Below are 13227 nucleotides of genomic sequence, written 5' to 3'. Positions count from 1 at the left end.
GCCTTTGTCCTCACGGGATCCGCGTCAGCCTTGATCGATCGGCAGCGCAACGAAGCGGCTGCCATTGTCGGCCTCGATCTGGAACAGCGCCTTGGTGCGGCCGTCCTTACGGGCGGCGCCTAGCACTTCCAGGATATCATCGGCCGACTTGATCGCCTGGTTGTTGACGGAAACGATCTTCTCGCCTTCCTTCAGGCCGCGCTCGCTGGCTTCCGAATCCGTATCGACCGAGGAGATCGTCACGCCACTGCCGTCCTCGGCCGGGGTGACCGTCACACCGAGATCGGCCAAAGCCTTTTCGCTGGACGGCTGAGTCTCTTCCTCCTGCTGGTCAGGCGTAGCCGAGGCCTCCTTGGTGTCTTCCGGCAGCGTCCCGATCTCAAGCTTGACGCTCTCGGCCTTGCCGTCCCGCCACAGGGCAACGTCGACCGTGCTGCCCGGCCGCATCATGGCGATCTTGCGGGCCAGTTCACGCGGACCCTTGATGGTTTCGCCATTGACGGCGGTCACCACATCGCCCTTCTTGATCCCGGCTTTTTCGCCCGGCGATCCGGCCTGCGGCTGGACGACGAGTGCGCCGCTTGCCTCGGCCAGGCCGAGCGATTCTGCAACATCCTTGTCAACAGGCTGGATCTGAACGCCGAGCCAGCCGCGGGAGACTTCGCCGTCCTTCATCAGATCAGCCACCACATCCTTGGCAACCGACGCCGGAATGGCGAAGGCGATGCCGACATTGCCGCCGGATGGCGAGAAGATCGCCGTGTTGATGCCGACCACCTGGCCGTTGAGATTGAACGTCGGGCCACCCGAGTTGCCGCGGTTTACGGCCGCATCGACTTGCAGGTAGTCGTCATAGGGACCGGAGCCGATATCGCGGCCGCGCGCCGAAATGATACCCGAGGTCACCGTGCCGCCGAGGCCAAAGGGGTTGCCGACCGCAACGACCCAGTCACCTACGCGGACCTTGCTGTCGTCGGCCCAGTTGACATAGGTGAACTTGCGCTTCTCCTCGACCTTCAGCACGGCAAGATCGGTGCGGCTGTCCTTGCCGACCAGCTTGGCGTCGAGTTCCGTCCCGTCGTTCAGGATGACGGTGAATGCCGACCCGTCGGATACGACGTGATTGTTGGTTACGAGATAGCCGTCCTCGGAGATGAAGAAGCCGGATCCCTGCGATGTCGGGCGCAGGCGGCCGGGCTTGCCGTCGCGTGGGCCATGGCCGCGCTCGGCACGACGATCGCCGTCACGGCCGCCATTCGGACCTCCGAACTCCTTGAAGAAACGCTTCAACGGATGATCGTCCGGCAAATCCTCGAAACCGCGGCCTCCGAAATCGAAGCTGAAGCCGTTGCCGGCATCGTCGGAGACAGGATTGGCGCGCGACTGGACGCGCACCGACACGACCGCCGGGGAAACGGCATCAACGACATTGGCAAAGCTCGGCACGGCCGGCGCTTCTACGGAAACGGGCGCGGCAAAGGAATGGGTGATTGCGGCTGGAATGCCAGCCGACAGCATAACCGCTGCGAGGCCCGCGACGGTCGAGGTTTTCAAGACAGTCTTCAGGGAGGGGAGAAGTGAATTTTTCATGGACGATTGCCTTTTCTCTTCAGGTGGTCTGGCTGACTGGAGGAACAGCCGTTGAGAAAGGAATAGTCCAGTGCACCTTACTGGCGCATGTCCGAGACATGAACATTTGGTAATGTTGGAAAGAACTCGGCCACGCCGGCAACCGGCTGCAGTCAGCTCTTCAGCAATGCATCGAGCTTGGCCCGCTCCTCGGCAGACAAGGCTGTTCCCGTCGCCTTGCCGCTGCGGCGTCGCGCCGCAACGAGCATGGCTGCCGCCCCTGCCAGAAGGACTATCACCGGCGCACCCCACAGAAGCAGCGTCTTCTGTTCGAAACGCGGGTTCAGCAGCACGAATTCCCCATAGCGTGAAACCACATAATTGATCACCGCCTCGTCGCTGTCGCCCGACGTCAGTCGCTCGCGCACAAGTATTCGCAGATCCTTCGCCAATTCCGCGTTCGAATCGTCGATGGACTGGTTCTGGCAGACCATGCAGCGCAATTGCGCCGACAAGCCTCGCGCCCGCTCCTCCAGTACAGGGTCGGCCAGAACCTCGTCCGGATTGACCGCAAGGGCCGGTGCAGCCGACAGCATCATGAAACAGACAAGCAGCAACCGGCGGATCATTGCGCAGGCTCCGGAAGCAGCCTCTTTTGCGGCCTTGCCCGAGCCGGTGCGCCGATGCGCAGGCGCCGGTCGCTCAAGGACACGGCACCGCCGAGCATCATGAACAGCGTGCCGCCCCAGATGCACAGAATATACGGCTTCCACCATATCCGCACGACCACGCCGCCATTCGTCATGCCGTCACCCAGCGACACATAGAGCTGGCTTGCCCCGAAGGTGCGGATCCCAGCTTCGGTGGTCGGCATCTGCCGCGCCATATAGACGCGCTTCGAAGACCATACCTCCGTGACGAAAACACCGCCGCGCGTCACCGTGAAGTGTCCGGACTGCTCTGTATAGTTCGGCCCCTTGCCGTCGCGCAGTCCGTCGAACCTCAGCGAATAGCCTCCCGCATCCGTCGTCATGCCGGGTGTCATCTCGACGATATGCTCCGTCTCGAAGGCCGTGACCGCAACGATGCCGATCACCGTTACGCCCATGCCAATATGAGCGAGCGCCGTGCCGAACACGGATCGCGGCAGTCCTGCGACCCGTTTCAAAGCGACCCCGCCCCCGACCTTGCCAATCCCGGAGCGAAGATACAGTTCCGTCAGCGACCCCGCGACCATGTAAAACCCAAGCGCCAGGCCGAAGAGAGCCATGACGGGTCCGCCATTCTCCGCGTAGTAGACCGCAGAGCCGGCGACGAGGCCGATGGCGACGGCTGCAAACAGACGCTGCCCGGCCCCCATGAGATCGCCCCGCTTCCAGGCCAGAAGCGGACCGAAGGGCAGCGCCAACAGCAGCGGCAGCATCAAAAGACCGAAGGTCATGTTGAAGAAGGGCGGCCCGACGGAGATCTTCGACCCGGTCAAAGCCTCCAGCGCCAGCGGATAGAGCGTTCCGGTCAGCACCGTCGCGGCCGCGGTCGTCAGGATCAGATTGTTCAGGACCAGGGCGCCCTCGCGCGAAATCGGCGCAAACAGTCCGCCGGCCTTCAGATGCGCGGCGCGAAAGGCGAAAAGCGAAAGCGCGCCGCCGATGAAGAAAATCAGCATCACCAGAATAAAGACGCCTCGCGTCGGGTCGGTCGCAAAGGCATGGACGGAGGTCAGGACGCCGGAGCGGACCAGGAAGGTTCCCAGCAGCGACATGGAAAACGTCATGATCGCCAGAAGCAAGGTCCAGATTTTTAGCGCCTCGCGTTTCTCCATGACCAGCGCGGAATGCAGCAGAGCCGTGCCCGCAAGCCAGGGAATGAAGGATGCGTTCTCGACCGGATCCCAGAACCACCAGCCGCCCCAACCCAGTTCGTAATAGGCCCAGTAAGATCCCATGGCGATCCCGGCCGTCAGGCAGGTCCAGGCGGCGAGCGTCCACGGCCGCACCCACCGCGCCCAGGCCGCATCGATTCGCCCTTCGATCAGGGCGGCGACGGCGAAGGAAAAGCAGACGGAAAATCCGACATAGCCGAGATAGAGAAGCGGCGGGTGGATGGCCAGACCCAGATCCTGCAGGACGGGATTGAGATCCTGCCCCTCGCCCGGTGCTTCCAGCAGCCGGTTGAAAGGGTTGGACGTCAACAGGATGAAAAGCGTGAAAGCGGCTGCGATCCAAGCCTGCACGGCCAGCACATTTGCCTTCAGCGTATCCGGTAAATTGCTTCCGAAATAAGCGACGAGTGCCGAAAAGAAGGTGAGGATCAGCACCCAGAGAAGCATCGATCCCTCGTGATTGCCCCAGACGCCGGAAAATTTGTAGATCAGCGGGATCTGCGAGTGCGAGTTTTCCCAGACATTCTGTACCGAGAAGTCCGAGGTCAGATGGGCATAGGTCAGCGCTGCGAAGGACAGCGCAAGAAGCAGAAAGGTCGCCTTGGCGGCCACCGTACCCATATCCATCAAGGCCCGTTGGCCGCGCAGCGCCCCGACCAGGGGCAGGATCGCCTGCAGGATTGAGACGCCGAACGCCAGCACCAGCGCATAATGCCCAAGCTCGACGATCATTGTATTTTTTCCTTACCACTGAGCTCGACACCCTGCGCCTTCAGGCGGTCGGCAACGTCTTTCGGCATATAGGTCTCGTCATGCTTGGCGAGAACGGTATCGGCGACGAAGACCAGGTTGCCGGCAGCAAAAGCCCCCTCTGCCACGACGCCCTGTCCCTCCCGGAACAGGTCCGGCAGGATCCCGGTATAGGTCACCTCAACGCGATCCAACGTGTCGGTCACGCTGAACGTCAGCGTCATGCCGTCGCCACGCTTGACCGAGCCGTTCTCGACCAGTCCACCCAGCCGGATGCGTGTTCCGGGGGCCAGGTTGGCCTTGGCGAGATCGCCGGGCACATAAAAATAGGCGACGGACTGGCTGAAGGCGAACATCACCAGAAGCACGGCCGCGATAATGAAGGAGACGCCGCCGCCGATGACTGCAAGACGTTTCTGTTTGCGTGTCATTCTGCGCCTCCCTTGCCGTCCACGCCAAGTTCGGACGCGAGCGCAAGCAGCTGCCGACCCTCGCTCCCGTCAGCCGGAAATGCGCGCAGGCCGTCTTTGAGCGCAGCCGCCGCTTCGTCTTTCTTGCCCAGCACGACATAGGAACGGATGATGCGCATCCACCCCTCGAAATTTTGCGGCTCTTCTTTCAGCTTTTCGGCAAGACTGCCAACCATGCTCTCGATCATTGCATTGCGGTCGCCCGCGTCCATGGATTGCGCATTGGCCACGTCATCCGCCGTCGGATTGCCCAGCTTGATTTCCGCTGTGCCCTTGACGCCAGCCTCGGCTTTTAGACTGGCAACATGCTGGTTGACCAGCGGCAGCCAGGGCGCGTCGTTTGGCGACGTGCGGATAATGTCGTCGAAAGCAGCGATCGCCGCGCCGGTCTTGCCTTCCTGTTCCAGGGCAAGGGCCATGTAGAAACGCGCTCTCGGATCACCCGGCTCGATTGCCAGCAGCTTTTTCAGCGCATCCTGAGCATCCGGCGTCACGGCGCCGCCCGAAAGAGCGATCAGGCTTTCGGCAAGACCGCCAAGCCTCTGGGGTGTGTCGCCGAGAATGCGGAGCGCATTGCTGAAAGCAGCTGCGGCCTCCGCTGTTCTTCCGGTGCGATAATAGATCGGCGCCAGAACATCCCAGCCCGCGCCGTCTTCCGGATTGGCTGCTAGCGCCTGTTCGGCCCGGGCGATCAGGATGTTCATGTCATTGCCGGGATTGGCGAGGCGCGCTGCCAGCGGCCGGTCCGGCGTATCGGGGCTCCCCGTATAGAGGTAGAGACAGAGCCCCACAGCCGGAATGACGAGAACGACAGCCAGTTGAGCCAGCCGGTTGCCCGCCCGCCGTGACCGTGCGGGTTCCGCTGCTTTCATCCCATCGGTCGCAGCCATCAAACGGCGTGCCACTTCGGCCCGGGCGAACTCGGCGTCGTCGCCCGAGATCAGCCCGCTTTTTTCATCGCGCTTCAATTCTTCCAACTGGTCGCGATAAACCTCGACATCGTGCGATTGCGGAACTTCCGCTTCGGCGCCAGCACGCAGCAGCGGGAGCAGGAGAACCGCAGCCACGGCCGAGGTCAGAATGGCGACAACGATCCAGAACAGCATGTGCGCTCACTTACTATGCGCCACAGTCCATTCCAATCGCAAATGCTGAAATGACGCAAATTTGAGGCGTTTCGCCGCAACGGACTCTGCGAGATCATGGTCCGTCAGGTCAGTGGCGTCCAGGTTCCGTTCGCATTGCGGCAGGCAGCACCGCGTGCGATGCTCTCCTGCCCCTTGACGATAACCGTATGCCTGTACTGGCGACAATTTTGCGAACCAACCTGATAAGGCGCCGCCGCAACCACGGAGCCCTCGACATCCGCGCCTTTCCAGACAACAGGCTGGCCGCTTTGCGCAGCTTCCAGGGCGCGATATTCTGCCTCCAGTGCGCGCTGACGGTCCGCCTTGCCGATCGACAGCCCCGGTGTGGTGCCGATCACGCCGCCGCCGAGTGCTGCGATATAGGAGGCGGACGAATTGGTCGCTGGCATTGCACCGGTCTTGGCGCCTGCGCGCGAGGTACCGCAGCCGCTGAGAAGCAGTGCCGATACGACCAGGCAGACACAGGTCCGGAGCGGAAAGAGCGTCGTGAAACAGGCCTGGTTTTTCATTGTTAAGGCAGCTCTCGTGATTTCGTCCGGTCAATCGTCAGATCATCGGCGGCGCAAGCCGATTCCATGGCTGATCATCTTTTGACATTGCCGGTTTCGGCAGGCAACAAGACAGAGCCTTTGGCGGGACAGTTTGGAGATTTAGCCCGCCACGATGTCAAAAAAGTCACGCAGCATCGCTAAAATACCAACATCAAGACACAGCGGGAAGCAGAACCGATGCTTTCAGTCCGCCCCGGTCTCCCCGCGACAGCGCGAGAGAGCCTTGATATTCCCCGGCGATCTCGCTGACGATGGACAGCCCGAGACCGGTGCCCGGCTTGCTTTCGTCAAGCCGCTTGCCGCGCTTGATCGCAACCGCGATCTGGTCGGGCTCCAGCCCCGGCCCATCGTCGTCGACATCGACGACGATCCAGCTGCGTCGCGCAGGGTCCTTACCCTGAACATCGTCCGGCGCAAGCTGGGCAGTCAGGCGCACCTCGATGCTGGCATAGCGCGCAGCGTTGTCGAGCAGATTGCCGACGGTTTCCTCGACATCCTGCTGCTCCATCGCAAGAACCAGGCCCGGCGGGGACACTGTCAGGACGAAGGTTTTTTCCGGATGCAGCCGCCGCATGACCCTGATCAGCCGCTCGAGAACAGGTTCCACCTCGGTGCGGGCCAGTACCGATTCACGCTGCGCCGCGATTCGAGCCCGGTTGAGATAGGACTGCACCTGCATCTGCATCGCATCGGCCTGCATCTTGACGAGATCGCCATGCGGCGCTTCCAGCACGCGCGCCTCGTTCATCAGAACGGCAATAGGCGTTTTCAGCGAATGGGCGAGATTGCCGACCTGCATGCGGGCGCGTTCGATGATGCGGCGGTTGCTGTCGATCAGCGCGTTGACCTCGCTCGCCAGAGGCTGGATTTCCCGCGGAAAATCACCGTCCAGCCGTTCGCTCTCGCCGGTCCGGATTTTTTCCAGCGATCGGCGGGCCTGATCCAGGGGCCGCAGACCGAACAGAATGGCGAGCGCGTTCATCCCTAGCCCGCCGAAACCGAAGATCGACAGGGCCAGATAGAGGTTGCGGTTGAAGTCGTCGATATCGGCTTCCAGCACAGCGCGATTACCCGCCACACGGAAACGCGCCGTGTGCCCTTGGATGTCGAGTACGACTTCCGTCTCCGCCACCTCCACCTCGTTGTTGAAGGAGTCTGTGGTCGTGTAGAATCGCTCGTAGCGGATGTCGAAAGGCACGTCGTCGAGGCTGGCAATCGGTAGTTTTCCGGAACCGAGCGATGTCGACATCAGCGGCGGCGTGTTGAATTCGCCGATCGGCTCGACGATCCAGTACCAGCCGGTCTGGGGCTGGGAAAATCTAAGGTCGCCCAGCTGCGGACTGCCGGCAAGTTCCGACTTTTCGTTGACGACGATGGAATTGATGACATTGTAAAGCTGTGCCCGCAGGAGATCCTGAAACCCCCGCTCGGAACCTTGGCGGTACAGCGCGGAAATCACCACGCCGATCACGACCAGCGCCGCCACGGCCCATATGGTGGAGACCAGCAGAACGCGCGCGGTCAGGGATTGTGGACGCAGCCTCATGAGCAATAACGGGAAATGCGCAGGATTGCGCAGGCCGAGGGGTCAGAGCCCACCCCCTCCCGATCGACGGACAAGAGTTTTACAGGCAACTCCCGTACCAGATCGGTGGTCCCGGCGCCGCTCAGGATTTGGCTTCCTTTCCGACCATGCCGGGCGCCTGCATGCGGTAGCCCAGTCCACGCACCGTTTCGATCAGATCGTTGCCTATTTTCTTGCGCAGCCGGCCGACGAAAACCTCGATCGTGTTGGAATCACGGTCGAAATCCTGATCGTACATGTGTTCGACCAGTTCGGTGCGCGACACCACCTGTCCCATATGATGCATAAGGTAGGACAGCAGCCGGAATTCATGGGATGTGAGTTTCAACGCCACACCATCGACCATCGCCTTCGACCCTTTTGTGTCGAGCCGGACGGGACCGCAGACGATCTCCGAGCTGGCATGACCGGCGGCGCGGCGGATCAACGCCCGGATACGCGCCAGAACCTCCTCCACATGGAAGGGTTTGGTCACATAGTCGTCGGCGCCGGCATCGATGCCGGCAACCTTGTCGCTCCAGCGGTCACGGGCCGTCAGGATCAGGACGGGCATAGCCTTGCCAGCCCCGCGCCATTTTTCCAGAACAGTGACCCCGTCCATCTCCGGCAGACCGATATCGAGGATCACGGCGTCATATGGCTCGCCATCGCCAAGATAGTGCCCTTCTTCGCCATCGAAGGCCTGATCGACGACATATCCCGCCTCCTTCAGCGTCTCCGTCAATTGACGGTTCAGATGGACGTCGTCCTCGACTACCAGAATGCGCATAAACGAACCTTCTTGCCTTCAGCTGCGGCGGAAGCACCCTACATCACATTGTGCAAACGCGCCAAGCCGGTCACATCGGCACCCGCATCGTCACCTTTTTCGGCCGGCCGCCATTGCCGGGGATGAGAACGGTCACGACGCACTGGCCGTCGCTGGTCGGCTGAACCGACAGAAGTTCCCCACCTGTCTGCGCCACGACATCAGCGGCAGCCTGGCCGCAATCGCCGTCCACCATGATAACCGCCGATGGCACATCAATCGCCGGCGGCGCAAAACCGGAAAGGCCTGCTGCAAGCGTTGCTATGATCAGGGGTGAGGACATGACGCACTTTCGGGTGAGGTATTCTGATGGCGATTTAATAGCGCATACTGTCTGAATGGCAAATGAATGTGCCATGAGCACGGGCAACGCGTCCGTGTGTCCCCGGTGATTACCGCAATCGCCCTTTCGCGGAAATGCGCCCCCATATCGCAAGGAGCCCGCCAGCCGCCGCGACCAGCGCGGTCAGCCCGTCCGTCAGGCCGATCTGGTCGGCAGGCGCGATGTCCACGCCAAGCAGATTGGCACAGGAGGCCAGTACCGCGACCACGCCGCCCCAGATGCTCTTTGACAGATACCAGCTTTTCGCATCGTCCATGATCTTGTCCTTATGTTCTGTGTCAAACACTGAGTATGGCCGCTGCCGGCACGCCGAGAGCAACCTTCTGCCCGCATTGCCGCACCCGAACCGGCAGTGCCACCTGAGGCACGCCGAAATCCGCGATCTCGAGCTCCGGTGCATAGTCGTAGACCGGCTCCGTCACGGTAAGCGTCCGTTTCACGGTGATGCCGTCAAGAATGTCGAGACGGTAGCTTTCCTGGGGTTCATCCAGCGCGATATCGCCGTCCAGCCAGTGGTCCGCGTCGCGCCGCGCGCAACGCGTCCAATGGATTCTTATGCCGCCGCCAGCGATCCGCCGCGCGCGCAGATGAACCGGCGCAACAGGTGTTTCCGCCCGCAACCCGGCCATGAATGAAAACGGACCGGCCGGGCCCGTGGCCGCACCACTCGCCTCGACGATCCAGTTCATCGCCCGCCCCGTCTCCTCGGCAAGCAGCCCCAGCGGCCTGACGGCGCCATTGATGACGACGCAGGCCGCACCGGCCGCCGCCCCCGCAAGCATAGCGTCCGTGGTGCCGTGCAGCCCGCGCAGCAGCTTTGACAGGCGCCAGCGGCCGGCCGCCACCTCCTGTGCATCGAGGAAGCCGATAATCTCCCAGACGCCGTTGCCCGAAAGAACGGCAACCCGGTTCTGGCCGTTGAGAACGGCGAGCTTTCCGGCGGAAGACAGCCCGCCGAAATGAAGATCGAGTTCCAGCATACTGCCCGAATCGAACCGGCCGGTCACGCCGGCGCCCAACGGATTGACCAGCACGCCCGTCTGCGCCGGCTGGTCAATCCGGGCCCGCGCCCGGTAACCCTCGGTCGTCGCCGAGGAAGACAGGAGCACGCTGCGCCAGGGACGCGAAAAAACCGCGGCCCGTGCAAACATTGAAGCATCGCCCGTTTCGAACTGCGCAAGGTCCATCAGATGCACAACCGGTGAAAATCCCGATGAGGGCAGACGCGGCGGCTCGGCCGGACGGGGCAGTGCGGCATACTGGCCCGTACCCGACGAAACGAAGGCGCGCGCCTCGATCGATCGAACCGCGCCATCCTCGATCCGGCTGACGATGAAGGGTCCCTTGGGACCGTCATCCAGCGCGATCACGTCCCCCGGCTCTATCCCGATCATCGCCGGAGACAGCGAGAACCGGACACTGCGCCTGCCTGCCTGATGGTCGCGCAACGCATCCTCCGTCGCCGATTGCGCGGCCGCCTCATCGATCACGCCGGGTATTGAAAGCCGCACCACACGGTCGCTACCCGCCGACACCCGGCGCGACCGGGCCGTCGCACGCTCGTAGCTGTTCGATGGATCGAGGTGATCGAGAATCGCTTCGCTGCCGAAATCGCTGTCATGACCGCGCATTTCTTCAAACATCGACTGGTCCGGAAGATCGGCAAGCACCGGCAGGATGCTGGGCGGCGATGCCAGCTTCATCCGCGACCGGAACAGCAGCAGTCCGCCGTCTTCCACCGCGTCAATCTGCAAGGCCGCCATCAGCGGTTCCAGCACATCCCGCGCCGAGGCCTGTTCGGACTGCACATAGCCGGCCAGATCTCCGCCGACGAGGCTGGTATCGCCCGCCTCGAAACCGTGATCGGCAAGCACAGCCGCGATCACATCCGCGGCGGTCGAAGCGCCCAGCCGTCCGTTCAGCCAGTGTCCGGTCTGCCAGTTGACGCCATCCGACCACAAAGCCGTATTCTGCGGAAAAGCCGGCAGCGGCCGGGCGTCCCAGGTCCAGACGAACATATGGTCCGCGTCCAGACAATCCGGCGCGCCGGATGCCTGCCAGTAAGCATGCTGCGCCTCGAGGAACCGCCGCTGCATCGCGTCGCTGCGGGCGCCGCCAGAAAAATAGGGCATGGCCGTTTCGGAGGATTTCGGATCGGTGAAGACATTCGGCTGGTTTGCGCCCTTGTCGATCGCCGGGCAGCCGATTTCCGTGAACCAGATCGGTTTCGACCCCGGCACCCAGGCCGTTGAAACCGGCTGTTCCACACCGCCGGTCCGGTTGCGGTGCGCCTGTCCCCACCAGCTCGCGAGATCCTTGTAGCGGTAGACCCAGGGCTTTGCCGCAAGCCCGTCAGTGATCGGCGTGCGCATGCGTGTCCGGCGATCCGCCTCGCTGGCGTAGAACCAGTCATAGCCTTCGCCGGCCATGACCATGGAACCCATGGCATCCCGGTCCTCTGCCAGCCGGAACGCGTCCGGGTTGCCGAGGGACAGGTCGCCGTCGCGCCAGTCCGACAGCGGCATGTAATTGTCGATGCCGACAGCGTCGATATCGGGCGACGCCCAGAGCGGATCGAGATTGTAGTGAACCTCACTCGTTCCATCCTGCGGATGATAACCGAAATACTCGCTCCAGTCCGCGCCATAGGTCAGCTTGGTTTCAGGTCCCAGGATCGCGCGGACATCGCCCGCCAGCGACACCAGTTGCTCGACAAAGGGAAACGCGCCCGCGCCGTCGCGCAGCCGTGTCAGTCCCCGCAGTTCCGAACCGATGATAAATCCGTCAACCCCTCCAGCCGCGGCACTGAGAAGCGCATAATGCAGCACGAGCCGCCGGTAGCCCTCGTCCTCGGCAGACGAGGTCACGGACGTCCCGAACACGGAAAAATCCCCGGCCTCCGCACTCCCGCAAAATTCCTCCACCTGCGTCCGCGCCGCAGCCGTCTTGTCGGCCGTGCCGGGCCGTCCGGGCGCCGGATGCGACGTGATGCGGCCGCGCCAGGGATAGGCCGGCTGTCCGGTCCCGCCATAGGGATCGGGCAAAGTGTTGTCGGCGGGTATGTCCATCATCACGAAGGGATAGAGATAGACCTTCAGTCCCCTTGACTTGAGGTCGGCGATCGCCGCCACCACGCTTGCATCGCTTGGCGTCCCGCCATAGGCCGGCCCGCCACCGTTCTGGCTGACGAGCAGCGCGTCGGCGCGGGACAGTCCCGACACCGACCATTGCCGGCTCTCGCCGTCGCGATGCGCTGTTTCGACACCGGGCACGATCCGGCATTGGCCTGCCCTCAGATCGGTGCCGAACCAGGAAACGACGAGCGCCACCCTTTCGAGACTGGGGCAAAGCGCCTGCAATTCGTCGATGGACGCCTGCCAGTCGGACGATCCATGGAAGACATTGCGGTTGATCAGCCGGCGCGCGCCCGCCCCCGTCTCCTCCTTGACGACCTCAGGATCATAGCCATGCTCCGTCGATCCGGGGATGATCGTCACCGCCCGGATCATGTTTTCCAGCCGCCCGACTGGCCGCAGCACCTCGAACTGGATGAGCGGAATGCGATTGCCGTATCCGTCCAGCGGCAGCCGCTCGAAAACCGCATAGGCGAGCCCGCGATAGGCAGGCGCCTTTCCCACGCCTTGCTTGGCCTCTATCAAGGGATCGGGCATTTGATCCTGCGTCCCGCGATAGAGCCGCATCTCGATATCGCTCAGGTCGATCTCGCGGCCATCGGCCCAGACCCGCCGCACGCAGGCGATCTCGCCCTCGCAGATGCCCAGCGCGAAATTTGCATAGTACCGAAAAGTCTCGACCCTCGGCCCGCTCGCCTTGCCGCCCTGCCGCTCGACACGCACCTCCTCCTCGAACCGCGTCGCCCAGATCAGCGTCCCGCCGATCCGCACCGTGCCATAGGCGCGCGTGATCGCTGTCCCCTCGTCAGCCCCGGTGATGCGCGCATCCCCCAGCCGCGCACCGGAAATGGTCTTGGTGCTGTTGATGATCGAGCGATCGATGACGGAACCGGCCAGGGCGCCGGCCGCACGGCCAACGATCGCGCCGACCGGCCCGAAGATGCCGCCAAGTGCCGCACCCGCCGCCTGCAGAAGAAGGGTTGCCAT

Annotated in this window: 11 protein-coding genes; all 11 read right to left on the bottom strand. The window is 62.9% G+C overall.

Features of this window, described 5'->3' with window-relative positions; translation table 11 throughout:
- Positions 1-24: 24 nt before the first annotated feature.
- A complete protein-coding gene (locus PY308_RS07885) occupies positions 25-1590 on the bottom strand; it encodes a Do family serine endopeptidase (RefSeq protein ID WP_275789870.1) in 1566 nt (521 codons plus the stop codon).
- A 152-nt stretch (positions 1591-1742) separates the two neighbouring features.
- Positions 1743-2198, bottom strand: coding sequence for a cytochrome c-type biogenesis protein (locus PY308_RS07880; RefSeq protein ID WP_275789867.1), 456 nt, complete (start codon positions 2196-2198; stop codon positions 1743-1745).
- Positions 2195-4183: a heme lyase CcmF/NrfE family subunit gene (locus tag PY308_RS07875; RefSeq protein WP_275789864.1), complete on the bottom strand. Its 1989-nt coding sequence runs from the start codon at positions 4181-4183 to the stop codon at positions 2195-2197. The genes PY308_RS07880 and PY308_RS07875 overlap by 4 nt, the downstream gene beginning before the upstream one ends.
- On the bottom strand, positions 4180-4632 hold the full coding sequence (gene ccmE, locus PY308_RS07870) for a cytochrome c maturation protein CcmE (protein WP_275789863.1): 453 nt from the start codon (positions 4630-4632) through the stop codon (positions 4180-4182). Before ccmE ends, PY308_RS07875 begins: the two co-directional genes overlap by 4 nt.
- Positions 4629-5777, bottom strand: a complete 1149-nt coding sequence (ccmI, locus tag PY308_RS07865; RefSeq protein WP_275789860.1) for a c-type cytochrome biogenesis protein CcmI — start codon at positions 5775-5777, stop codon at positions 4629-4631. Before ccmI ends, ccmE begins: the two co-directional genes overlap by 4 nt.
- A gap of 104 nt (positions 5778-5881) precedes the next feature.
- Complete coding sequence (locus tag PY308_RS07860; protein ID WP_275789859.1) at positions 5882-6328, bottom strand: RT0821/Lpp0805 family surface protein; 447 nt, start codon at positions 6326-6328, stop codon at positions 5882-5884.
- Positions 6329-6521: 193 nt separating this feature from the next.
- A complete protein-coding gene (locus PY308_RS07855; RefSeq protein WP_275791055.1) occupies positions 6522-7910 on the bottom strand; it encodes a sensor histidine kinase in 1389 nt (462 codons plus the stop codon).
- Positions 7911-8037: 127 nt separating this feature from the next.
- Positions 8038-8724: a response regulator transcription factor gene (locus PY308_RS07850; protein ID WP_275789856.1), complete on the bottom strand. Its 687-nt coding sequence runs from the start codon at positions 8722-8724 to the stop codon at positions 8038-8040.
- 70 nt (positions 8725-8794) lie between these two features.
- Positions 8795-9046 (bottom strand): hypothetical protein, encoded by a 252-nt coding sequence (locus PY308_RS07845; protein ID WP_275789854.1) that lies wholly within the window; start codon positions 9044-9046, stop codon positions 8795-8797.
- Positions 9047-9155: 109 nt separating this feature from the next.
- Complete coding sequence (locus PY308_RS07840) at positions 9156-9362, bottom strand: hypothetical protein (protein ID WP_275789852.1); 207 nt, start codon at positions 9360-9362, stop codon at positions 9156-9158.
- 22 nt (positions 9363-9384) lie between these two features.
- The gene (locus PY308_RS07835) at positions 9385-13227 is read right to left on the bottom strand and encodes a baseplate multidomain protein megatron (protein WP_275789850.1); all 3843 of its coding nucleotides are present in this window, start codon (positions 13225-13227) and stop codon (positions 9385-9387) included.

The organism is Pararhizobium gei, from assembly GCF_029223885.1.
Taxonomy (GTDB): Bacteria; Pseudomonadota; Alphaproteobacteria; order Rhizobiales; family Rhizobiaceae; genus Pararhizobium; species Pararhizobium gei.
Note: the sequence above shows the minus strand (reverse complement) of the source record. Positions and strands in the feature narration are given on the sequence as shown.